Annotated in this window: 38 protein-coding genes; all 38 read right to left on the reverse strand. The window is 39.6% G+C overall.

The features are described 5' to 3' along the window. The 38 genes from IPP74_13480 to IPP74_13665 all read right to left on the reverse strand — a co-directional run bounded on the left by IPP74_13480 (position 1) and on the right by IPP74_13665 (position 22,351). Complete coding sequence (locus IPP74_13480; protein MBL0320282.1) at positions 1-483, reverse strand: DUF2833 domain-containing protein; 483 nt, start codon at positions 481-483, stop codon at positions 1-3. Beyond that, on the reverse strand, positions 480-2,915 hold the full coding sequence (locus IPP74_13485; GenBank protein ID MBL0320283.1) for a hypothetical protein: 2,436 nt from the start codon (positions 2,913-2,915) through the stop codon (positions 480-482). Before IPP74_13485 ends, IPP74_13480 begins: the two co-directional genes overlap by 4 nt. Positions 2,916-2,917: 2 nt before the next feature. After that, positions 2,918-3,550: a hypothetical protein gene (locus IPP74_13490; protein MBL0320284.1), complete on the reverse strand. Its 633-nt coding sequence runs from the start codon at positions 3,548-3,550 to the stop codon at positions 2,918-2,920. A gap of 55 nt (positions 3,551-3,605) precedes the next feature. Beyond that, on the reverse strand, positions 3,606-3,830 hold the full coding sequence (locus IPP74_13495) for a hypothetical protein (GenBank protein MBL0320285.1): 225 nt from the start codon (positions 3,828-3,830) through the stop codon (positions 3,606-3,608). A 2-nt stretch (positions 3,831-3,832) separates the two neighbouring features. Next, a complete protein-coding gene (locus IPP74_13500; GenBank protein ID MBL0320286.1) occupies positions 3,833-4,228 on the reverse strand; it encodes a hypothetical protein in 396 nt (131 codons plus the stop codon). Between the two features lie 16 nt (positions 4,229-4,244). Next, a complete protein-coding gene (locus tag IPP74_13505; protein MBL0320287.1) occupies positions 4,245-5,267 on the reverse strand; it encodes a hypothetical protein in 1,023 nt (340 codons plus the stop codon). Between the two features lie 17 nt (positions 5,268-5,284). After that, on the reverse strand, positions 5,285-5,962 hold the full coding sequence (locus tag IPP74_13510) for a hypothetical protein (protein MBL0320288.1): 678 nt from the start codon (positions 5,960-5,962) through the stop codon (positions 5,285-5,287). A gap of 122 nt (positions 5,963-6,084) precedes the next feature. Continuing rightward, complete coding sequence (locus tag IPP74_13515; protein MBL0320289.1) at positions 6,085-6,429, reverse strand: hypothetical protein; 345 nt, start codon at positions 6,427-6,429, stop codon at positions 6,085-6,087. Then, positions 6,426-8,081: a hypothetical protein gene (locus tag IPP74_13520; GenBank protein MBL0320290.1), complete on the reverse strand. Its 1,656-nt coding sequence runs from the start codon at positions 8,079-8,081 to the stop codon at positions 6,426-6,428. The genes IPP74_13515 and IPP74_13520 overlap by 4 nt, the downstream gene beginning before the upstream one ends. Next, positions 8,078-8,398, reverse strand: coding sequence for a hypothetical protein (locus tag IPP74_13525; GenBank protein MBL0320291.1), 321 nt, complete (start codon positions 8,396-8,398; stop codon positions 8,078-8,080). Before IPP74_13525 ends, IPP74_13520 begins: the two co-directional genes overlap by 4 nt. A gap of 68 nt (positions 8,399-8,466) precedes the next feature. Next, positions 8,467-9,711, reverse strand: coding sequence for a hypothetical protein (locus IPP74_13530; protein MBL0320292.1), 1,245 nt, complete (start codon positions 9,709-9,711; stop codon positions 8,467-8,469). A gap of 37 nt (positions 9,712-9,748) precedes the next feature. Continuing rightward, positions 9,749-10,159, reverse strand: coding sequence for a hypothetical protein (locus tag IPP74_13535; GenBank protein MBL0320293.1), 411 nt, complete (start codon positions 10,157-10,159; stop codon positions 9,749-9,751). A 40-nt stretch (positions 10,160-10,199) separates the two neighbouring features. Further along, on the reverse strand, positions 10,200-10,727 hold the full coding sequence (locus IPP74_13540; protein MBL0320294.1) for a hypothetical protein: 528 nt from the start codon (positions 10,725-10,727) through the stop codon (positions 10,200-10,202). After that, complete coding sequence (locus IPP74_13545; GenBank protein MBL0320295.1) at positions 10,702-11,424, reverse strand: hypothetical protein; 723 nt, start codon at positions 11,422-11,424, stop codon at positions 10,702-10,704. Before IPP74_13545 ends, IPP74_13540 begins: the two co-directional genes overlap by 26 nt. Positions 11,425-11,552: 128 nt before the next feature. Continuing rightward, the gene (locus tag IPP74_13550; protein ID MBL0320296.1) at positions 11,553-11,801 is read right to left on the reverse strand and encodes a hypothetical protein; all 249 of its coding nucleotides are present in this window, start codon (positions 11,799-11,801) and stop codon (positions 11,553-11,555) included. Next, the gene (locus IPP74_13555) at positions 11,798-12,100 is read right to left on the reverse strand and encodes a hypothetical protein (protein ID MBL0320297.1); all 303 of its coding nucleotides are present in this window, start codon (positions 12,098-12,100) and stop codon (positions 11,798-11,800) included. Before IPP74_13555 ends, IPP74_13550 begins: the two co-directional genes overlap by 4 nt. Positions 12,101-12,231: 131 nt before the next feature. Next, the gene (locus IPP74_13560) at positions 12,232-12,558 is read right to left on the reverse strand and encodes a hypothetical protein (GenBank protein ID MBL0320298.1); all 327 of its coding nucleotides are present in this window, start codon (positions 12,556-12,558) and stop codon (positions 12,232-12,234) included. Further along, positions 12,548-12,841 carry a hypothetical protein gene (locus tag IPP74_13565; protein ID MBL0320299.1) on the reverse strand — a complete coding sequence of 98 codons (294 nt, stop codon included), beginning with the start codon at positions 12,839-12,841 and terminating at the stop codon, positions 12,548-12,550. The genes IPP74_13560 and IPP74_13565 overlap by 11 nt, the downstream gene beginning before the upstream one ends. Positions 12,842-13,058: 217 nt before the next feature. Continuing rightward, positions 13,059-13,250 carry a hypothetical protein gene (locus tag IPP74_13570; protein MBL0320300.1) on the reverse strand — a complete coding sequence of 64 codons (192 nt, stop codon included), beginning with the start codon at positions 13,248-13,250 and terminating at the stop codon, positions 13,059-13,061. Beyond that, positions 13,228-13,455, reverse strand: a complete 228-nt coding sequence (locus tag IPP74_13575; protein ID MBL0320301.1) for a hypothetical protein — start codon at positions 13,453-13,455, stop codon at positions 13,228-13,230. The genes IPP74_13570 and IPP74_13575 overlap by 23 nt, the downstream gene beginning before the upstream one ends. Before the next feature lie 11 nt (positions 13,456-13,466). Beyond that, positions 13,467-14,234, reverse strand: a complete 768-nt coding sequence (locus IPP74_13580; protein MBL0320302.1) for a MucR family transcriptional regulator — start codon at positions 14,232-14,234, stop codon at positions 13,467-13,469. A 234-nt stretch (positions 14,235-14,468) separates the two neighbouring features. Beyond that, positions 14,469-15,038 (reverse strand): hypothetical protein, encoded by a 570-nt coding sequence (locus IPP74_13585; GenBank protein ID MBL0320303.1) that lies wholly within the window; start codon positions 15,036-15,038, stop codon positions 14,469-14,471. 23 nt (positions 15,039-15,061) lie between these two features. Beyond that, positions 15,062-15,304, reverse strand: a complete 243-nt coding sequence (locus IPP74_13590) for a hypothetical protein (protein MBL0320304.1) — start codon at positions 15,302-15,304, stop codon at positions 15,062-15,064. A gap of 138 nt (positions 15,305-15,442) precedes the next feature. Next, a complete protein-coding gene (locus IPP74_13595; GenBank protein ID MBL0320305.1) occupies positions 15,443-15,667 on the reverse strand; it encodes a hypothetical protein in 225 nt (74 codons plus the stop codon). Positions 15,668-15,698: 31 nt separating this feature from the next. Next, on the reverse strand, positions 15,699-15,881 hold the full coding sequence (locus IPP74_13600) for a hypothetical protein (protein ID MBL0320306.1): 183 nt from the start codon (positions 15,879-15,881) through the stop codon (positions 15,699-15,701). A 35-nt stretch (positions 15,882-15,916) separates the two neighbouring features. Further along, a complete protein-coding gene (locus tag IPP74_13605; protein MBL0320307.1) occupies positions 15,917-16,210 on the reverse strand; it encodes a hypothetical protein in 294 nt (97 codons plus the stop codon). Then, positions 16,207-17,115 carry a recombinase RecT gene (locus IPP74_13610; protein ID MBL0320308.1) on the reverse strand — a complete coding sequence of 303 codons (909 nt, stop codon included), beginning with the start codon at positions 17,113-17,115 and terminating at the stop codon, positions 16,207-16,209. Before IPP74_13610 ends, IPP74_13605 begins: the two co-directional genes overlap by 4 nt. A gap of 4 nt (positions 17,116-17,119) precedes the next feature. After that, a complete protein-coding gene (locus IPP74_13615; protein MBL0320309.1) occupies positions 17,120-17,329 on the reverse strand; it encodes a hypothetical protein in 210 nt (69 codons plus the stop codon). Next, entirely contained in the window at positions 17,326-18,237 is a 912-nt protein-coding gene (locus IPP74_13620) for a YqaJ viral recombinase family protein (protein MBL0320310.1), read from the reverse strand. Before IPP74_13620 ends, IPP74_13615 begins: the two co-directional genes overlap by 4 nt. A 413-nt stretch (positions 18,238-18,650) precedes the next feature. Beyond that, positions 18,651-19,007 (reverse strand): hypothetical protein, encoded by a 357-nt coding sequence (locus IPP74_13625; GenBank protein ID MBL0320311.1) that lies wholly within the window; start codon positions 19,005-19,007, stop codon positions 18,651-18,653. Position 19,008: 1 nt separating this feature from the next. Next, positions 19,009-19,416 carry a DUF1353 domain-containing protein gene (locus IPP74_13630; protein ID MBL0320312.1) on the reverse strand — a complete coding sequence of 136 codons (408 nt, stop codon included), beginning with the start codon at positions 19,414-19,416 and terminating at the stop codon, positions 19,009-19,011. Between the two features lie 11 nt (positions 19,417-19,427). Further along, entirely contained in the window at positions 19,428-19,913 is a 486-nt protein-coding gene (locus IPP74_13635) for a hypothetical protein (protein ID MBL0320313.1), read from the reverse strand. Positions 19,914-20,047: 134 nt separating this feature from the next. Beyond that, on the reverse strand, positions 20,048-20,308 hold the full coding sequence (locus IPP74_13640; GenBank protein ID MBL0320314.1) for a hypothetical protein: 261 nt from the start codon (positions 20,306-20,308) through the stop codon (positions 20,048-20,050). Positions 20,309-20,345: 37 nt separating this feature from the next. Next, positions 20,346-20,690 carry a hypothetical protein gene (locus IPP74_13645; protein ID MBL0320315.1) on the reverse strand — a complete coding sequence of 115 codons (345 nt, stop codon included), beginning with the start codon at positions 20,688-20,690 and terminating at the stop codon, positions 20,346-20,348. A gap of 34 nt (positions 20,691-20,724) precedes the next feature. Next, on the reverse strand, positions 20,725-21,150 hold the full coding sequence (locus IPP74_13650) for a hypothetical protein (GenBank protein MBL0320316.1): 426 nt from the start codon (positions 21,148-21,150) through the stop codon (positions 20,725-20,727). After that, entirely contained in the window at positions 21,147-21,572 is a 426-nt protein-coding gene (locus tag IPP74_13655; protein MBL0320317.1) for a hypothetical protein, read from the reverse strand. The genes IPP74_13650 and IPP74_13655 overlap by 4 nt, the downstream gene beginning before the upstream one ends. Before the next feature lie 106 nt (positions 21,573-21,678). Then, positions 21,679-21,939, reverse strand: coding sequence for a hypothetical protein (locus tag IPP74_13660; protein ID MBL0320318.1), 261 nt, complete (start codon positions 21,937-21,939; stop codon positions 21,679-21,681). Further along, on the reverse strand, positions 21,929-22,351 hold the full coding sequence (locus tag IPP74_13665; protein ID MBL0320319.1) for a hypothetical protein: 423 nt from the start codon (positions 22,349-22,351) through the stop codon (positions 21,929-21,931). Before IPP74_13665 ends, IPP74_13660 begins: the two co-directional genes overlap by 11 nt. Between the last annotated feature and the right edge of the window lie 691 nt (positions 22,352-23,042).

A 23,042-nucleotide genomic window follows, 5' to 3' on the forward strand; every position in this document is an offset into this window, starting at 1 on the left:
TTAGCTCCTTTTGAACAGAAACGGATGAAACGGATAGCCATACGGCCCGTATTTTTCCGCTGGCCCTATTTCTGCCCCACACCATTTAAGCCATTTAATTGATTGCGAATACCTAGCATCCACATAGTTTGTTAAATATGGGTACATTTCAAGCAAATAATTTATTATTTTCTTACTTAAAATCATGAATTTCTTTTTAATCTTCAGAACGTCTGGCGTTGTGAGCATCCACACAACAGATTTTTGTCCGATCAAAGAAATTGGCAAATGACCGAACATTGCAATTGGTTTTCCTTTATAAATAGCCGTGTAACACGCTTGACTATTATTGTATCCAAATAATAACGCCTCCAATGTTGTCATGCCGTCCGACGCTTTAACTTCGTCGATTTCCTCTTTCCTTAGGTTTGGAGCCATTTCTATTGCGTCAATTATGGTCGAATGCCTTATTGTTAAGTCTCCATCAAAATATTTGATTGTCATTTTTCACCCGGATCTATTATAGGCAATATTGATGCTATGGTTACGGGAAGCGGATCTGTCTGTCTGTACATTACATGGCCATAAGAATCGTAATTTTGCTTTAAATTCTGCCTACTGAAGCCCGTTTGCAATGTCTCATGTTGGGAAAGATCACCGCTTGTCGTTTTCTGTATTATCGCCTTTAAATTGTCTTCATCCATCCCGCAAAATCCACCACGTGAGTTTATGAAGTAAAAAACAACTCTTGCTATATGATATTTGCGCCCCTGCATCGTCCCGTTCTGTTGTGGCATATCAAAGCCGATTGTTTCAACGTCCGAAATATATTTTAAGCCAACATGAATTTTTGAATAACTTGCGCCCAACGATACGGCACCGCCAACAACTGTTTTATTTTTTATAACGTATCCATCGGCCAATATCGAAACAGTTTTGCCTTCAAGATGGTCAAGGCCGGATACGCTTGAAGCTGGTGAACCGGAATAAGTTAATCCGCAATCGACAAAATATTGATCATCCGTATCGAGTGAAACAGTACGTATTTTCATTCTTTCTATTGTGCGAACCGAATCTCTTAGCACAGAGAACCATACCTCGTCGGATTCTTCGCCCGGTATAACGCAGACATCCTCATATTCTCCATCCGTGTCATGCCTTGAAAATGCGTAAACTTCCTGTTCCGGCACATACGTCAACGCGATCAATGCCCCATCATCTCTCACCATCCATATTTGACTATCCGGTTCCTGTTGGTACGCCATCGAAGTGATGGAATATCCTTCAAACAAATGGGCAGACATTAACGAAATATTATCACCTGAAAATGTATCGCTTGAAAACTGAAATATAAGATTTCTTATTGATGAGCTTGCCGGAGATATATAAATACACTGGTTTCCGGCAACAATCGGATCAACGCCAGACGACCCACGTTGACCGTGATTTTTAGTGAAAACTGTTGATGGTGTTACGGGCCCGCCGTTTGTTGAGCCAATAGACCATTCGCCAACAGAGGTAAACCCCATAATGTAATTATTGAATGACAATATGCTCTTAATTGTGTTGACTTGCCTATCCTGAATATTCACCGATATCGCGTCAGAATCAACAAGCGGTATCGACGTTCCAAAATCAACATAATTCGCTGTTTTTGAAATCCAAACTGTGCCCGGCTCTGTCTCCGAAGAAGCCATAGCCAGCCTATCTTGGAAAAATGTTACACAGGCAGGCCAACCTCTCCGAGAAGACCATGAACCCTCGGCCCAATCTGCGGTATATTTTCCCCTTATCGGGCTTTCAGATACCTTTGTGCATAATATGGAATGTCCGTCACCGCCCGGCCAAGAGCTTGCTTGTACAACGCTTTGGACAATAAACGGATCACGCGTAAGAGTATAATTTACGGATGATCCGGAAATGGCGGTACAATTAAGCCTTATAAGAAATGGATCACCACCATTGTCAATTGAACCGTATGTGTTTACCGATCCCATAACATCCGTAAATGTGCCCACAATTTCCCACGTCGTCCCGTTATCTGTTGATTTCTCTAGGTTAATTGTGAAGGTTCCACTAGAATCCGATATTACGAGTTTCCAATCACCTCCACACTGAATTGATCCTGTTGCGGATACGGTTGACAGGCTTGAATTTAAGCTTGACGATTCAATATCGTGCGTTAATTTGTAAAGGGAGCCAACATTGGCCGCGGTAAAAGTTCCTGGTACGTCAGATCCGGCCTTGTTGCTGGCGATCAAATACATTGGATTGCTAACGGATAAAACGAGCCTTACTTCTTCGTCCGTATTTGACGGCATAAATGGGCCATTCTTAAAAGCGAAATCAGATAAAACCCAATTTTGCTGCCCATATCTTTTAAGTGTTGCTGGTTCGTGATCCGGGTGTGTTATGTATAAGGTGTCTGCCGATTGCGTATATTTTAATTCAAATAACTCTGATTCAATATATGTCGTCGACACTTCATAATATTCATCGTTTCCGTCCCATAGCGTCCAATATGTCGGCTCTGTTACAGGGTCTTTGTTCGTGCTTGCTGATATTGCGAAATAAAGGTTTCCCGACGCTGTTACTGTGTCGCCATGAGCGTATGCCGTTGAGCTTGACCATTCTCCCCTATTCGATGAAACATAACCACCATTCTGAAAAAATCTGATTTTACCCTCTGAAAATTCGAGAACGTAGGATTGTTCTCTTGAAAATATGAATGGAATAAGCCTTGATTTTTTATCGTTATATTTTGTTTCCGAAACGAAGTAAGTTCCGGGCCTGTTGTATATGGGCCCCAACGGGCTAACAAGAAAATTTCTTAATGTCCGAAGTCCGGATTTCCATTTCTGTATATCAATACGTTGAAATAATTTTGGCGAAAACTCACCACCAGAAAACGAGGATTGAATATCATGTATTGGCAATTTTATCTCGCATCAATATACGCCGATTTTTTAACTCTTGGAATATTCGATTCATTTTGACTTGTAGCCATTGCTTCAGATATGGCAAGCCTATACAATTCAAAATTTCTTTTGGCTGATTCTTGGCTGCCTTCCAGATAATTCGCAAGCTCCGAAGCAAGCTTAAATGACATCGCCTTAACAAATAGAGAGTCCCACACACCCGGATCGGTGACTTGATACGTGTATTCCGCGTATGCGGGAGATATGTTGCAAACGAGCACCTTTAAATTTCTTGTCGGATTAAAGACCACCTTGAAGCTTTCATCTAAATAAAGATTGGGAAGCTGGGACATATTCGACGTTAAATCAATAATGTTCTGATTGTAATCTGAATATATCTTTCTGATAAACAAGCATTTCGGAGGGTACGCATAGACATAATCCCATCCAGTAACAGTATCGTCTGAATATTCATTCAATGCGGCGATAACCGTCGAAAAACTCCATGGGCAAGCTCTTAAAACCTCGTCCCTGCACCCATCCCATATCAATTTAGATTTAATGGCGTTATCTGAATCTGAATCAATAGATGCTACGCTTTCTTGACCAAGATGAGTTAAAGCCATGTTCACAATTTCTGTCTGAGATGGCATGTATAAACCTCCAGCGTATCAGGGGAGGGGCTTTTAACTTCCCCTCCCCTGTTTTTTACTTTCCTAATCTTTTATGTTTTTGCTTTTTTTCGACAATCACGTTTGTTTCAACGGTGGGTTCAACGTGTTCATCTACTTTTTCGATTTCAATTGGTTGAATTTGTTCAATTTTATCAAAATGTTCTGGCGGAATTTCGCTTCCGTCTACTTCGACAATTTGATCTTTTGACCAATATCGCCCCTTGAAACCGTAGCAATTACGAATAACCCGGTATTTCATTGTTATTTAAACAATGTCTGAGGGCTGAACGTAATGAAAGCATCAACCGCAGATCCGGTATCGTATGTTCCAACAATTGTGTAATTCGCACGAATGTAACGCTTCGCATTCAATGGAATTTTAACCGCAAGCAACGTTTTAGCAGCATTCGCGACGGCGGTCGTCAGAACAGGGCCATCGACAAGAGTCGTGACAGTTCCAAACGCCGAATCTGAATCATGTTGCAGGGTTACTTTGATTGAAGTTCCTGTCGCTAAAGTTACGGCAATAGAACAGATAAACCAACCAAACGCGCCAATCGCATCACCAGCCGCAAGTTGATCGATATAATCGGTCGATGTTGCGGTTGTGGTGACAACCTGAGCATCACTAAGAATTAAACCTTTATCTAATATCATTTTATTTCACTCCTTCTTATGAAATTGCCGATTCGGTCAATAGAATTTGGTCTACTCGACGAACGGGTACACCTTGGAACATAAGCGTAGGACGCATAATTCCGGATGGTGTCTGCCAGTCTTCAAGAGTAACCCAAGTGTTAGACTTGCTCGTAAGCTTCACGCGCAACATCGCGCGAACGGTTTGATGCATGTAGAACACCGGTTTTACTGCGCTAATATTGTAAAGATAGTCAAGAGCCATAGACATATGCTTTAAAATATTTGCAGAAGTGTCTGTGCTATCACCGGCAGTTTTCAGATCGGACACGTCAATATTCGCAATTCGCACAACGTATCGATGATCTTTAACGCATAATCCCGATTTCCATTGATAGAAAGTCCGATAACCTTCAAAACGGCCAAGGTTAGCGTCATAGATGGTAACCTGACCTTTATCTTCCATCGTTAAACCAGCCTTGGAACCTTTCGGATAAATACCGAAAACGGTTTCAGGCGACCAACCAACGAGGTAAATGGAAGTATTGTCAGAACCGCTTCCACCCGCGTCAATAACCTGATTCGCAACCGTAGAAGTCGCAACCGTCTTCGTGTAATAACGAGGGGCAAGACCGTTGAATTTCTCTGGATCGGTAGCCGTATCACCGTAAATCAAGGCCCCGGCGAATGCTTGGTTCATGCCTTCCAAGATAAGACGATCCTCGGAAGCTCTCCAAGCGGCGGTATTTCCGTTTAATTCGGCATTATCCTTGTCAATTTCAGAATAGTTGGCCAAATTTCCAACGGTTTCAACCAGTTGAGAGGTCGTTCCTTTGGTCGGGCTAATACCTTTGTTCGCTGTTCTCCATGTTGGAGCTGGAAGCGATTTAGCAATACTGATTTTATGTCCATCAGGAAGATTCCCTTCTAAGAAAGGGATATCGTCAAGAATTTCATTCCACTGACTCAACACATTTGCAACGGCAGCCGTTTGCCCGTTCGGATCTAACCTTTTAGCAACATCAAGCAATGTCGGCCAAGTCGATACTGTAGCAGCCATAATTTTTCTCCTTTAATTTATTTTGGCGGAAGATTTGGAAACATTAATTCCGCGATTGTTTTATCTTTTACTGCCGGAGATCCCTCGACGAATTTATCCTCACCAACAGATTTACCGAAATAGTTACAGAATTTCACAATTAAAGGGTGATTTCCAAGACCAGAATCATTCAGCAAAGTGCGAAATTCGGCATTTTGTTTTTGATCCTTAAAAACCGCGTCGATTGCTTTGGAACCCATCGCAAGTTCTTTTTGATAGTCTTTTCCAAGTTCTTTAATTGTTTCCTGTTTCCAGCCCTCAATTGTTTTTTTGTATTCATTGAGAGTTTTTTCCGAAAACCCTTTCAATGCCTCTGAATGTAAATCAACTAGCTCCTGATACGATTCTTGCGTTAGGTTGAGTGATTTTGCTTTCTCCTCCATCTTTTCTTTTAAAGCTGGATCGAGTACCACTCCTTCCGGCAATTTCGGATCGGAATATTTTTCAGGCGCACCAACAGGCTTTTCATCTTTTGGTGATTCAGCATCCTTCTGTTTTTCGGCTGGCTCTTTTTTATTGCCATCCTTAGCATCGGGATTTTTTACGTCAAGCAAACTTCCTTCTTCGTCAGCTCCGCCATTATCTTTAGGAGCGTCCAAATTCTCTGTATCTCCCTGTTTTTCTGCTTCTTTTTCCATTGTCGCTGTCTCTCCCATAACTTTGCTCTCCTTTTGTTACCAACAAAAAGGGCTGAACACCCATTAAGGATGTCCAGCCCTAGAAGCTGTTGGCGGTGGCTCTAGGAGCCCGAAGCGGTAGCGAGCCGCACCCGTAAATATTACTCACTTAATTTCTTTTCAAATTCAATTCGTTCTTTTTCTTCCCTTTTTCTATCAGATTCATGTTCGTTTACCATTTGAACATATTTTTCTGGAACCGAAATTATAACATCACGCCAAACCATTAACCCTAAATCTCTTTTGCCTTCGTAAAATGACATATCGCCATTATGCCTATCATAGCACGACGCGAACACTTTAGCATCTTCTAAAATCCTCCAAATGAACCGACGGCCTTCAGGAATTAACGAAATAGCTCTTATATCGCTTAATTCCCGTTCTCGTTTCCGTTTCTCGATACGGTTCGATTCTTCTTTCCTCTTTTTTGAATCTGTCTCAATCATCGGTTGCCAACCATTGCGTCAAGTGCTGAATTTCCTTCCAGTTTTGTTTCTGACAGGGTTTTTGCGCCCTTAACCATCTCTGGCATAGCTTGGGCCATTTCCTGTGCTCTGGCTTGATCTTCCTTCGCTTTTCGTAATGCCATTAGCTCTCCCTCAGTTCTTAAAATTGTCGGCGGTACGCCTTTCATTTCTGCATACTCTCTTACAGCATCGTCATAGTCGATATTATCGACCACTGAGGGGTTAATTGCCGATACTTGGCCGACAAAGTTTAAGGTTTCCTCGATTGAGGTGGTTCCAACCATTTTTTGAGCTTGGGCCAACGTGGAAATGTAGTCCACTTTCATTGGCAAGCCCTGAATTTCTTCTGGTGGTGGCGGTATAAGGCCAGCACGTTGCATAATCGAAAATGTCCTTTCGATTGTCGGATCGTGCAATTCGCTTTCAAGACGTTCTATGACAGTCCCAAGCATAAGAAGTTTTTCTTCGTATCTCTTTGCGATTTCATAGGCTGTTTTTTGTGGTGAATCTATGCTTGAAAGCATTAAAAATAAATCGTTGTAAAAAGTTTCCTTTATGGCTTGTCGGGTATCTATGATAGCCCTTTCAATTGCGCCCATGTCCGGGTTAATTTGGTACGCTGGTCTTACTCCCGCGTCTGGTGTACCTGCTGAATTTCTTGTTACACCACCCGGCATCGTGTTCACTTCAGTATGGACAGAGCCACTCACCTGCATTGGCGGATCAATTACCTTGTCTAACGCCAAAAGGCGATCATTCTGCATTTTCATCAACATTTTACAGTCGCCTAACGAATCCCACCCCGGCGATTTTCCGTAAATGTTCATGGTGTTCATTGTGTCCCATCTTGGCGCAAGGATAGGGAAATCATCAAAACCCCTATTATCCAAACACATATCGTCAGGCGAACCGTTCTCCCAATATATTGACCTGTACGATTTTCGTACAAAAGAGCCATATTCACCGGAATTTTCGCTATCTGGCTCTATGAGACAGCAAACTTGAACCCATTTATCATAGTTCTTAGTTTTATAGTCGTTTTGCGTTGATTCTGTACAGTTTTCTAACCCAAATTCTTCGACAAGCTGACCGACAGTCATTCTGAAATTTCTACCAAATGAATTTACCCGGCCATCGGATCCCTGACCTAGAAAATATTCGCCGATCGTGAATGTCCTTGCCCTAACCACATTGTCATAGTCTTCAAGCAATGCCATCGCTGCTGTCCCAAATGCTCCACATTCTTCATACATTGACGTGAAAGCACCGTAGATATTCGATTTCGAGAATACGTTCATCATCAATTTTTGTACTTGCTCAAGCCATTCCTTAACGGGCCCAAATTTGTCAAGTTCATGATCCTCGAATCCAAGCTTAAACCACGGCCTTGACGGTGATGTTAATCCAGAGGTCATTCCGGCGGCCATTGTTCTAATTGCTCGAACCGGAACGCTATCGAGCATGGTTTTATGGTCTAAAGCGATCCCCCAATTTGGTATTTGCTCAAAGAAAAACCCGCGTCCCGGCCTTACGAATCTAGCAATATCACGCCATGTCGGAACCCATGAGCTGTACTCGTTTTTCATGGCGTTGTATCTTTTGTTTATGTTTGTTCGATCTTTTATTTTCACTGACCGAGCCTTGTTTTTAGAGCTTGTGGCATTAAAGACGGGTTGGTTATGTTTGTAGGTTTGAAACCTGAAGACGTTCCGCCAATAGTAGACTGGAACCCCATTCGCATTTGAGCGAGCTTTCTTAATCTCTGTTGCTCGTTTAACTGTGGGTTTGTATTTGTTGGGCTTGGCGGTGGTGTTTGTGCTGGAATCGGTTTATTCTGTTGCTCTCTTATTGCTTCATCCGCTTTCTTTTGTTGCTTATTCTGGTAATACATTGACGCAACACTGGCGGCTGTGCTTGCTACTATAACCGGAACGGCGGCGGCACCCATTTTTCACCTCTCAAAATAAACTTGACTGATTATCACACTAAATAACCATTTTAGTCAACCGTTTTAATTCAAAACCTTCCTGAAACAGGGTTTATTTGGTTTTTCTGCTCGATACTTGAAAATGGATCGTACTCTTTTTTCCCGTTTGCAAACTCTTTTTTTTCTGTGATCATGGATTTTCTTTTTACCGGGAATGCAAATGTTAATGCTAACGCGTCAGCAATATCTGGTGATTTTCCAAGCCTTTCTTTTATCTTTTCTTTTGATTCAAGGCGTATTCTGTTTGATGGATCGTAATCGTAAGTCGGTGTGACTAAATCAGATTTCAAGTCTCTATTGTCTGGCAATGAACCACCGGCAGTTATCCACTCACGCATAAGATCCCACATTTCAGCTCGTTTGTTGACATAGTGGTTTTGTTTTGACGCAACGCCTCCGAAATTTACCTCAATGACGTTATATCCAAGCTGACGACACCGATCAATCACCCCTTCGCCCCTTCCAGCATCGACAAAAACTGCGTCGGGGTTAAAGTCGTCAATCTCTTGCGTGAGCCTTCCGACGAGAGTCATATTGTCTATTTTCGTAAATATCTTTGGCTCATAAGCTACAAGTCCTTCCCTTCTTAGAATTACGCTCCTGTCGTCTCCGAATCTTGCTGGATCAACGCCAATTATCCTTGGAGACCCCATTATTTCGTTTGGATTGAATTTTTTATTACACGCATTAATCACTTGATCTATTGTTATCAAAACATTATCGGCAGCGGCAGTAAAATCACACAAAAACTCTTGTCGATATGTCGATTCATTCAGGAGTGTCTTTAATTGCGCCAATTCTTCTTCAGGAATAACGCTGGTTTCATCGGCTCGATACAACCCACACCACCAATCAGGGTTTCCGTCTTGCATCATTTGCAAGGCTTTGTTGTAAATATCATATAGCTGGTTCTGGCCTTTCGGTGTTCCCATGAACAGTGTCCATCCGTTTCTGTCCGAAAGGGCAGGCCGGATAATTTCACCATAAACTTCTGGTTTAATTTGCGCGTATTCGTCAAGAACCACGCCATCAGCATAAGTTCCTCGGCCTGCTTCCGGGTTATCAGCTCCGAATAACCAAATTTTTGCCCCGTTAAGTAACTCTGCAAACAATTCTGATTCGTTAAATTTTATTCCCTGTATTGGCCTCGCATAATGCTTGAAGTAATCCCAGGCGATTAACTTGGCTTGTTTTAAATATGGGGCGATATAGAAATATCTTGGGCTCGGCTTTCGGTTCAGCATTGCCATTTTTATCATGTGATTAATGGCCATTACTGATTTTCCTAATCTTCGGTGGGCAATTAAAACATTAAATCGGTGGGTTTCCAGTTGTGGATGGATTTCTGTCTGTGGGTATCGTGGGCAATATGGAAGCTTTATTATCATTCGAGTCCTCCCATGAATAACAAACTGGCTCATCCTTGTCTCCAACAAGAATTTCCTTTGTTACTTTTGGTAATCCAAACCGGTCGAAAATCGTTTCTGCTAACATGTGAAAATCTTTTTTGCTCATTCTCTCTAATGCTTCTTTGTCTGTCATGATTTTATGCAGGTGAATGATCGCGGCCATTAACGCCTCATGCTTTAAAAGTCTGACATCCGGCGGAAGTTTGGGTGTACCTTTAGGATTTCCACTTTGACCGGGCTTAAATGGCCTCCCAACCGATCTTCCATCAGAAGCGCGGTACTTCCCTGTTTTTTCGTTGTTTGAATCACTCATAGATAAATTTTAGCACTATTTTTTAAAATTTCCAGTATTTTTATATTTTAACAAATGCTTTATTTCTTTTTGGTTCTTCAGAAGAAGCGTCTTTAATTCTCTTTTTTATATAAGACCATGCTTCCGGAACAGAACCATGCGAAGTTATAACCGTCCCATTCTCTGTCATTTTAATCCCCCCAGACTTTGTTTCAAGCAGCCAAGACTTTGAAACTATTGGATATGAGATAGTTACAGTTATGTTTGATAATAAATCGACAGATCTATATGTCCTTGGCTCTCTGAAATTCTTGTCCATATCCGGGATTGAGTCCCAATTGTCAAACCCTGACGTTAATGGGTATTTATTTAACCAATACTCTACTTTTTTAAGTGTTTCAGCGCATTCGACACACGTAGAATCTGAGATTAACCTAACAGAATTAGCAGATTCAGCGTAAAAGAAACATTCTCTGAGCCTATTCCAAATATCTCCACAAGCCGGGCATTTTGCGGATTTTGACATTTGTTTAATTCTTTCGATTATCTTAAGAATTTCAGTTTTAATTAAACTTTCGTTTGTTATCATAGTTTCCCTCCAGTATTTTAGTTAAGTTAGTCGGATTTAGAATCCAATCAAAGTCGGCCTTCCAAGTACTTGAAAGACCAGTTAAGAAAGAGCTTTCGTTTATTTTGGTTATCGTATTTTCCCAAAACGATTTATCCGGGAATGATGACAATCTTGCCTTGGCGTGAGCCTCCCTTGTTTTGTTCAACATCGTCACCCTTGGAAGGTTAAGATGAGCCTTTTCGTTCCACAAAGCCATTAAATCCGTAACTTTGAAGGTTTTTGTTGACGTATCTGTTAAGTCTTTATCTTCTCTTATCTTATCTTCTCTTATCTTATCTATCCGTGTACTGGCACGGTTTTGTACCGGTACTGTACCTGTACACTTGTTTTTTATGGCCTCATATTTTTCCGGATTTCTTCTGTATTTCGCTCGTAAATAGTCGCCAATGTAATCGAACCAATCATGAACCCGGAGATAGGGTTCTTGGTCTATCCAACCGGCCTCGACAAGGTTATTTGCATCAATTCCGATGGCCTTGGAAAGGGTTTCGAGGCCCCATTTTGACAGATCGCCGTCTTCTGCGTATGCCATTGTCCAGTACCAGAACCGGTGCAGTACCCCGACAGTACCGTTCCTGTCCATGGTACAAAGAGCTTCCAGCTTTAAAAGCTTCGGATGGTACTCAAGATCTTTGTGTGATTTTATCCATGACATACCATCCCCCCTTGGATCATTTCCAGTATTTGTAAAAAGGTGAAATAATCCTCCTCGTTTCTTATGTATTCGTCTTGGTCATAATCTCCCGGACAACGACAGTCTTCGTTCATATTTAACCCCTTTACTCAGCTTAAACACCGGCTATTTTCTTTAATATATTCATCAATTATTTGTTTTAAGTTTTCTTTAAAAAATATTAATGCTGAATCGTTTGCGTTTCCGTAAAATTTAAGAGTTCCATTTTCCCATGATAATTTTCCGGCATAATTTCCTCTCGAATCAGTAAACGAAATATAACTGTATTCGCTTTCTGTTTTGTCGGCATTTGCGAACGAATAAAGAAAAATAAAAATCAAAAAAAATGTAACTTTCATACAAATTCCCCCTGTCCGTTTTCTGTAAATTTTATTGTTGTTGGCTTAATTATTTGGTATGAATACAGCCCGTTTTTTCTGTCTCCGACCACTTTTCTATTTACTGTGTATGAGCCCATTTTTTGTTTTCTTAGGTTTCTAAGTTGCGCCGAAATGCTTGATTCTGGAAATCCCGTCAATTCTCTCAATTGGGATAATGTTCTCCATTCGCCATCAATCATTATTTCCCTGATTTCATCCAACTGACTAAGCAGCCTTTTGTAATCGTTTTCTTTTTCATACGTGTTTCCGTCGAACATAACCACCTCCAAATAAAAAAGGCGCAGAGCTATGCGAGATCCGGCGGGATACACAACATAGATGCGCCAAAATTTTATTTTCAATGTGATTGCCGGATCTCATTTTATTTATTCTATTTTATTTTTCTTATTTATTCATTATTAATTTCACGGGAAATAGCTTCTATTACCCATGACGCCACTAGGCCGTCGTCGAATTGCTCTGTTGTGCCTCGAATTATTTTCCATCCAAGTATTGCAGCATGTGAGTATTTTTCACAATCGTTTTTAAAGCCTTGTGGCCTATTGTGCCTCCCATATGCCCACGTTCCACCCTCTTTTTCAATAGCAATCTTGTATTGCGGATAGGCGTAATCGAACCGCCATTTTCGTGTTGGGTGAAATTTATACTCTCTTTCAGGGAACGGTAGACCATACTGGTGAACCGTATGCATAAAAATATCAATGTCATTTGACATTTGTTAATGCCCTTTTTGCGATATTGATATCCATTTGTTTTGCGTATGCGAGTGTAGCCACTTCTCTAATGAATTTAAGCTCTTGAATATCCAATGCACAGAAATTTCTAGTTTTTAAAGAATTTAAGAAACTGACAACACAGGATTCAAACTTTCCATTTCTGAATTTTATCTTGCATATTGAATTTGTAAACCTGTCTTCGATCACTATCGTATCGCCGTCATTTTTTTCTTCTTTTACGCTTATCACTAGCTCCCCCGCTTTTGTATAATACTTTCCCAAATTCGTCACATTTCCAGCATTTTTTTGGTATTGATGGCGACCAGCCCTTGATGTAACCTGTCCCGTTACACGATAAACACTTAATTTTTTTCATCTAATTTAACAACCTTCCTGTCGATAGGATTATCGCCGTTTCTTCCCGATCCCGACATAAGATCAAAAACAACGAATGTATAAAGTGACGCCAATATTAATACGAATACGAATGTTGATAATTTCATTTTTTAACTCCTGGTAATGTATTTAGGTTTGATGGATTTCCAAATTCTGATTTTTTATTATCGCAAACTATCCAAGCAATGTACAACAAAACCAAAAGCGAGGCAGTAACACACATAACCATCATTATGTTTTTTAATATGTCCCACAAAATACCACACACTGTATCAGGCACTTTTACTGTTTTCATTTTTAAACATCCCCCTTATGTCTGTGAAGTTTTTATCTATAAAAAGATCCCAGTTATTAACCGCTATTCCCATGTGAAGACTTTTCCCATGCTTAGAATACTTCCCATATTTGTTTATTGAATCCTTTAAATCCTCTCCAAGGGAAACCATTTCGCTACATAGATATAAAAGTTCCTTAAACTGTCTATCTTTCTTGATTCTCATTTTTAACCTCCTTAACGTATAAATCCGGCTATCTTTAACGAACGATTCCAACTTCCAAAATGGTCAATAAATGTTTTTGTTGTTGGTGTCAGGGATCTAAAGTCTCTACTTGTTGGTACTCGTCTGTATTTTTTATAAAAAATTCTTAACGCATTGATACAAGAATCATCTGATATTCCATTAACTGGCCTATTTGGTTCTACAACTTCAAAGCCGTTTTGTTCTCTGAACAGATTAAGAGATTTATAACGATTCTTTATTAATTTAACAATTTTACTATCATGCTTTAGTAAATCCCTATATGTCGGATTTCTGCCAACATAATCACTGACCAACATATATCTTTGCCTTAACTGTTCCGGACAGGCGCCCACTATATTGTCATTACCTAATCGTTTATAAATGTAATCCCATCTTTTCTTATTATTTAAGGGCGAAAATTTACGTGCATAATCCGGGTTTCTATGTTTAGCCAAATTTTCCAGTGATATTTTACGATTTGCATTATCAGAATGTGATTTTGATATTGATCTACCTACCAATGGGAATTTGTATGGAAGTTTGTAATTATCCCTATAATCATCGCAAGATATTTTATGAGAAAATATTACATGATGAGACAAAGCTTTAAACCAATTTCCGCAAATATGGCATTGAAGCGTGTCCGTTAATTTATTTCTTAACAATACGCCATCATACCCATGACCATTATCTAATTTCTCTATCGGCGGTTCACATTTAAATATTGTTTCAACGTTATTATCAAAAAACATATCCATAATTTTCACCTCTTAAATTCGCATCTAGGTTGGAGTCGAACCAACTTCAAGGTATATCACCGCCCGCAGAGTTATTTCATCGTGTCGAGGCAAGATCGCTACTCTGATCTGTTTTCACTAGGTTCCTTGCGTCCGTTTAGTAGGCGTTTCACCGTCAACGCCGCTAGATGCTTAAATCTTGTTACTCCATATATAAAGCATTATTATTATAGTGTCTAAATACAGTTAATCCAATTATGGATTCGCTTCAAAAAATGCTTTTGAAAAATTTATTGGGCACATACTTCTTTCATGCATAGTGTGTTTTGTAGATTCTCCCTTTTGACCAATGGTATAACCTGGAGGAAGTGGGTTATAGAGTATTGGGCGCTTCGGATGATTGAAAAATCCCCACAGTCCAGTTCTTTTACTGAGCATCCCTCCATATTCGACATGAGAATAAACAAAATTAGGATTTCCCATAAACCATTTAAGAAGTCCTGTCGCGGGATTTTCCATACACCAAAATTTTAATGGAGAAGTTCTATTTGCTCCCTGTTCTTTGTATTGGCACTCCCATATTATCCTCAAACATTCCTTAACCAATCTCATTCCTTCCCTCAAATCTCGTGGAGTCTTTGCATTTGTTCTGGCAATACTAAACATAGTACAAGGTGGATTTGCAATAATTCCGTAAACATCTTGGGGAGGATGGTAATTCTCAACCCCAATATCCGAACCAACTAAAATGACGTTATACCCTGCATCTCGATAAGGTTGTGAATCGCTACCAATATCAGCGCATAAATGAAGAATAGTTTTCATTGTTGACACTCCCAGCCTTTCATTTATTTTTCCCCCTTAACTTTTAAACTCAAAATTAAATTTCTTGATATCGTTAACTCTTCTTCCCATCCCGTAATTGGCTCTTCATGCCCCCTATGATCAACTATTTCAGCGCATTTCTCAATCGCCTGATTCCATCCTTCGATGAATCCTCTAGACATTGAAATCAGAGAGGCCGAAGGCAAGTCTTTTGATATATCCTTTGGATTTAAAATATTTTTCGCGTTCTCAATTGTTAGGCTCATTCAAACCTTCCTTTACGTTTTAAAATAATTACAACAATGGCTATGTAAGCCACCAATAGAGAAGCCACTTGGAAAACTTTTGAGTAAGATAAAGTTACAAAAATGTCCACTTATTCCCACCACGCTTCCAATATATTCTCAATTGTTAGGTTCATTTTTTACCACCTGATAGATATACCCAATCCCCTTATTTATTCTCAAACTAATACAATTAAGGTGAATTTGCTCACACTCAACCAAACCGTCATCTTCGGTTCCATCAATAGGAACCAGGATTGTTTTTTCATCGTCATTCGTTAAGCATATGGGGCATTTATTTCCACCTGATTTATTGAAATGAGGAAATGCTTTAAGAAGTTTCATTTATTCCCATCCGCTTTTAACCGCCTCTCAATCATAATATCAGCCATAATGTCGTCCCTGCGTAACGGTCTATTAATTCGATGTTATTCATAATGAATTTTGTTTGATCTTTCGTCGTAGCAACATCGCCCATGGATATCTCCACATTCTTTGCACCTAAAAAAACCAGCATCGCCAAGCCTTTCACCGCATTCGCAATAACAATTATGAGCATTTTCCATCGTCATTTCTGGAATGCTTGTTTTCCAGTCATCTATTGACGCCATTTTTATTCGCCTCCATATCGTTATAATGTTTTGAACATAAGTAATATGATTGAATTTTATGCAGCGACCTATTTTCCGGACACAACAAGCAATGCGATATGCCTCTGTTTTCAAGCCATTTTATGCATATAAGGTTTGCCAACTTTTTTGCTTCGTCTTTAAGTATCTTATTTGGCAAAGAGCCCTCTTTTTGCATTAAAACGGACAACTTAAATTCTGTTCTTAAATCACTCCAATCCCTATATCTATTTCTTATATCTTTTAATATGTTTTTCATTTTTCAACGCCTTTTTCATAATTTCCATCAATTAAATTGCCTGATTTTTCATGGTAATCATTAGGAGGTTCTATTGCGTCGTTTTCCATTTCTTCTGTTTTTGGTGTATCCGTGTTTTTGTTTTCTTCTTTTGCTGGCTCTAAAGAATCAGATCCGTCCGGATATATAACTTGAGCCTGAATATCAGCGGAAGACTCTACTGGGCTATCAATAACGCCTTGATCTAGCGTGATCGCAGACTGCATTTCTATTGAAAGAATCGCATATTTTGACAAAATCATTTTTAAAACTGTTTTTAATGCCATCGCGTCAAAATTAATCTGCCAAGGAGTACCGGGCCTAGAATATGACTTTGAATACCTTGACGCATGTTTTTTGACTTGATCAACAGTCATGTATAAATATTTCTCAAAACCTGTTTTCAATTTAAAATAAGCAACATAGGCAACAATTTTATCGGATTTCTTTTTTGACTCGTCAATAACGATTTCTCCGGTTATCCTGTTATTTGATATAAGCTCCCCTTCGTATAATTCTGCTGCGTTCATCGTTTGATAAAGACCCGTTCTTATTGCCAATTGGACAAACCCCTTCCAGCCCATTTGGAATGAGGCCACCTTTCCATATGGAACAATGTACGCAAAACCAAGATTGGGGTTTATTGGTAAGTCAAGCGTTGCCGCTATCATGGCCGCTGAAATAACCGTTTTCGGATCTGCCGCCTTAAGTTCTGGCTTTGCATTTGTGAGAGAAAGCAAAGACGATATAAATTGAGGAGCTTTCTTTCCAAGAACCTCGTCGAATCTCTTTTTAATTTTCTCATTTGAAACCAACTCATTTAATGTCGTCGCGTTTGTTAGTTTTGACTGCTCGATCCTTGTTGTGATATCTTTTACATTTGCCATATATTTACTCTCCCTTTTTTAATTTATCTTTTAAGAAGTTAATTTCTTCGTCCATATCCTCAATTTCTCTTTCCATTAAATCAATTCTCTTATTTAACATTCTGATTTCTGTTTCCTTCTCATCAACAAGGAGCATGATACTGCACAGCGGACAACTCCTTGAATCGACAACGATTGTTTCATGTGAATTTTCGCAAATGCTTAACATTGTCATTCCCCCAATTTCTTATAAGAAAATTTTCTAATTTCTTTCTCAGTTTTAATTTGTTCGTATATCTCCGGAAATTCAGACCTTAATTTTTTCTGGTCAATACCGGCCCATTTTGAATTTTTCCATGAGACAGAATATTCATTTGTAACGCCCGATTCGGAATCCTTGAGAATATTTTTTACATTGTTTTTATTTATCTCAATTTCAGATTCCAGCATTTTTATTGTTCTCACACATTCCTCTATTCTTTTTATTTGCACATTGATTTCATCTGGAAGGTTTAGAGCTGTTTTATTTAATGCGGTCGGGTAAAGATTTTTAAGAATTTCAGAATCGTTTTCGATTAAGATTTCGGGTTGAATTTTTGGAATTACATATTTATTCCAAAACTCAACTTCCTTATCTGTAACCATTTGCAACAATTTCTCATCATAGGGAATTTGCTTTATTTTTAATGATGAATTTCCAATAAGACAGCAAATTTCAGCCTTTTTTCCGGTTACGGCCATTTGATGATATACTTGAATTATGTATTCTTGCGGAATTTCTTCATCATCCCATTCCATTTTTTTGTATTCCGACGCTGTTTTTATTTCAAGAATTGTTTCTTCTCCGACAATATATCTGTCAAGATTACAGGCTATAAACGGATATTTTTTATAATATATTGTTTCGTTTACTTTCCTGAGCTTTTTGCCTGTCTCCTCCTCATAGAGTTCGGCGACAATTTGCTCCATCTTTGTGCCAATTCTTACGTTAAGCCTATCCCCGATATCCTCCGGAGCCAATACTCCTGTTTTTTCGCACCATACTTTTAAAGGCGAAGAATATCTCGACATGCCAAGAATGCCGGGCGCGTCTGTCGAACCAATATAATTGATTCTTTCCGATCTTTGCTTGTCTGTTATCATAGACGACCATTCCTTTCGTCATTATCGTTTAAATGGACGGCGACGATGGCAAGGACGACCGACACTATTAATGTAACCCAGAAATACGCCGTTGCGTAGTAATTCCTTAATCCGAAGTAAGCATCATTCATAAATAACCTCCCAATTATTTTTTGAAAATTACCAATTACTTTTTAATTGATTGCTTCTTTTTTAACCAAACGTGATTATTATTATAAGAACGGCATTTTCTAGAGCAATAAATTTTTCGGCTGTCTTTCGTCGAGAAATCATTGCTGCAGAATTTACATTTTTTAATCATGGGTAGATCCTATCATGATATCATGAGAGTGTCAAGATAAAAAAATAGGCCCGTGGAAGCATGGGAGAATGCTTGTCGCTCTTTTGGAGCTATCCACGGAATTATCGGAGGGTTATTCGGTGAGTATGCTTCCGAGGGATCTAATCGCCGACGGGCTGATGCTCACGTCGCTTAATTCTTTTAAATTTATTTGAGAAAATTCAAGGTCAACCTTCGTATTCAGTAATTCATCAATTTCCTTCCTGAATTTATCAATGTTTTCTTCCCTTATTTTATATGTTCCGTCGTCTTGTTTGTCGCCAAGTTCTTCGGCCTTTTTGATTTTTGCCTGATTAAATAACTCAATTTCTTTGGCAATAATATTTATCACCTTCGCCACCTTAAAAGACGTTCGCGCTGGTAATTTACAATTGTTCAATTCGACCAACCCATGCTCCGACTCCGCTAAAGCTTTTAATCTTAATTCCATATCAATCTCCCTTCATTTCCTTTAATTTCTTATTCTCTTTCTTATGGTTGTTCCATGGCAGCCACCCGCCAACCCTCACCCCGTTATATATCAAAAATCGCTGCAGCCAATTAACGCCGAGTATTTCAAGGGCCTCCAATAGTATCGCATCCGATACCAGCCTTGAGCGTTCCTGTGTCATATATAGATAATCATGCAACACAAATGCCGCTGTTGCTTTCCCAATTGGGCTTACAATATTCCAAAATATTTTAGGTATTGATCCGAAGTCTGTCAGAAATCCTTCCGGGACGACAATCTTTTCGTTCCCTCCGAGCTCTCCAACGTCATATGTAAACTCTCTTTCAAGCCTCCACATAATACCGTCTTTTTCAGGTGAAACTATCAGTTTTTCTGTAAACGATGACATAATTTACTCCATTAATTTACTGTGTCCATTAGGTGTAAAACCCTGTATGACCAATTTAATGAATATTTTAACAGGTTTATGTTTGTTGCCATAATTCGCGCATATTCAGCAAGCCTTAGAGCAAGATACTTTCTTACCCTCGACCGCCCAGCTCTGGAGGCCGCTGATAGCGTTTCGCTTCCTATGATCCCGTCAACCTCAACATCTAAAGCCATTTGGAGCATCCTCTTGGCTTTCCCTGTGCCCATATTAACGGCTGTATCAAAAACACATACTGCAAACGCAGTAGGCAGGTCGTCACAATTGCATGGTATCCAATAATCTCGCAGATAAATGGCTTTTGCTTCGTCAATAGTTAAGGATTTTATGTTTATTGAAGGGTACGCCTTCTTTGATATTCCGTACATTGTTTCACCGCCAGGGTCGTCCGGATCAAGAGTATATTCCCCTTCCATTTTTAGAACAAATTCTATTGCCTTATCCCAATCGGTTCTCATGATTTTTATCCTTGTATATTGATTTTTGTCTTTATTCCATTCATACGATATTCCGCAAATTGGACATGAATATTCATCATTAAATTCGCCCGGCCAAACGGGGCTAAGTTCAAAATTACAGTCCTCGCATGGGATCATCGAGAACGTCTATTCAATTCCTTAACATCCTGTTGGATGTCTTTAATCATTTTCGACATTTCCTCCAACCGGGTTATTTTTTCATTATACAGTTTATGATCTATGGCGTTTTCGGATAGCTGTTTATCATGCGCGTCAAGTTCGCTTTTCATTCCAGAAAAGAATGTGAATATTGATGCTAGGGCAATTATTATCGGCCAGAATATTTTCGCTACTTTTATTATTGGAATGTCTTCAAACCTTTGGCTATGTGTCATGTTGCCTGTCCTTTATTCCCGCCATTGTTTTTCCCCTCTAATTAAAGATATATCCTCTTGATTTCGGTGTCGCCGATCCACCGCTAGCGGTGAAATCGTCGTAAGATAAACCGTTGCCAGAGTTGTAAAGCTCGGCTCTTTCGTCAGATGTGAGAACTCGCTTCCAAAAACCAACCTCGTCAATCATCCCGTCAAAAAAATGAGTAGTAGAATGCGGGAAACGGCCAATCTCCATTGCTGATACACCCCCAGAGCACGTAACATTAGACCATGCTACTTCCGCAGGAGTAGCGTCTCCATCGAGCTGTATGTATAATTTATTAGACGTTTTATCATGCCAAGCCAATACATGATGCCAAACACCTGTTGAGGTCGGAGTCATCGGTTCTTCAACGGTTGTAGCTGTTACCCCATTCTCACAGTAAATCCCATTTGTTATTTGGATCGGTCCTAATGTAGTAATAATATAGTAGATACTCGCAGGTCGAAGCAGATGCCTGGCATTTACAGAAAACTGGTCTGTAATTATATCCAGCGTATGATTCTCCATTTACCCAAAGGCTTATTGTAAAATCCTCATCTGATCCCAAACTAAGCTCATCACTATCTGCATGGGACAAATATTCACTATTTGACCATTCAACATCTGCCGCATTTGAAATTTTACCAGTCCCATAGCCAACCGTATTATTATCCGTTAAATCCTGTGTTCCATGAATATCTTCCCTTGTACCGCTTGTTTCATCCATTTTCCAATAAGAAATAAGGCTATCCAATAACTGCGCGGAACACTGATTAACAATAAAAATAAGACAATAAATTATGATAAATAATTTTTTCATATGCTTTGAGATAACCCTTCTTTTTCTATAACCCAGCCCTTATCTCTATGCTTTTCAGGCCCATAATTAATAACTCTTGTGTACAAAACACCTTCATATTTAAAAAATAAAACTATTTCGTACCCGTCACCTTCTGTTGATTTATAGGTATTGCATGTAACAGAAGCGGCCAATGGTGTTTCTCCAATTGTTGACATGAAGTCTTGCCATTTATCGCCTTCTGTTGTGGCCGCATTCAATCTGTCAGCCGTGGTATCACCAGCCCTATCACTACGTTGATCTGGTACTTCTGAATGCGTCGATAATCCCTGCCAATACCTTTTATGAGCAGAAAAAAACGCATCCTGTTTCTTAGTAAATTCAACCTCGAACCCACTAAACCAATGATCTACTTTTTCTGTTAATTCGTTTAAGCTTCCCATTATTGTTTAAACGCCTTTAATGATATTGTCACTCTTGTTGTCGTTGTTGCCGCATCGACATTGAATCTCAGAATATCGCCAGCCGCGATTGATTTTGTCCATCCTGTTAGAGTTGTATCTTGTGCTTTTGTTCCACTTGTGATTGTTGGTTTAGCCGAGGCTGTGATTGTATCGGCCACAGTTGGCGGAAATTCGCATAGGTATCTTTCCAAATATCAACGGTAATTGATCCGCTTTCATTGGCAATAGCTGTTACACGGTCAAGTGTGCAAGCAAATGGAATTTCCAAGTCACCCTTGATTCCGTCGGCAATTTCGGTTCCACTACCATCAATAATAAATTCTATTGCCGCGGCACTAGAAAACACCTGTTGTTGCTGATGTTATCCTTCCCGTTGCGTCTACTGTAATGTTCGCATTGAGATAACTACCAGCCGTAACACCCGTTGCCGTCAATGATGAAGCCATAACCAACGCACCTAATGAACCTGATGACATGACGCTGCACAATCCGGAACCAACCTTGACCCCTGTTAATGATCCATCTGCTAAATCATCTAAATCCGCATCCCATGCCTGAACATTAGTTCCAATAGCTAAGCCAAGATTTGTTCTTATTTGGGCTTGATTATAAAAAGCCGATATTGAAACGGATGAGACGAGAACATTGCTTCCTAGATTACCAGCGGATATGCTCGCCGCTGGAATATTTGGGCCATATAGTGTCACGATGAAGTATTTAAGGCGATTAGTCCTCACCTCCATGGCTGGTAACGACAAATTGTGCCCCGAATGAAATCAAAGGTTGAGTATCGACAACAACGAACCACCATCTCTGACGTGCATGATGCAACACCACCACCGCCTACCGATGTGCGTCTGTTTTCCAGTAAAGTGTCCGAGCCTCTGTAACGCGCCTGTTCTTCTATTGAAAGTACCTGATCAACTGTTCCGCATGCGTTTGGCAGCAGTATATGGTCTTGACTGCTCGTCAATGATTCCGAGGAACTAATTGACACATAGTCATTGGGAGTGAGAGTTTCATACATTTTAAATATGCAGTATTAGACACGCCGTCAAAAACTGATGGTAAAGAAACACTAAGGGCCCCATCGACGACAACACTACTGTTATTAATTCTAACACTGTAACATTCTATTCGAGCAGGTAAGCCAGTCATATATTTAAATTCAGCAATTGGGCTGACGGGCTATCATTAGCATCATTTATAAATTCAATGTGGTTGAGTCTGAAATATAATAAATATCATTGTCATCACTTATATCTGACGATAAAAATGAAATCTGATTAAATGTCTGTAAGTTGAAGTATATGTTTTTGTCCCTGCTATTCTCTCTGGTTAGATGTATTATATGTTACTGTTGAAGGCAAATTTAATTCTTAAAATATCCCTGCAATCCTTGTTAACAAATTAATTTGAGCCCGAGAAGATAAGCGTTTGTTTGCGTCT

It is taken from the genome of Alphaproteobacteria bacterium, assembly GCA_016722515.1.
Classification (GTDB): domain Bacteria; phylum Pseudomonadota; class Alphaproteobacteria; order Rickettsiales; family JADKJE01; genus JADKJE01.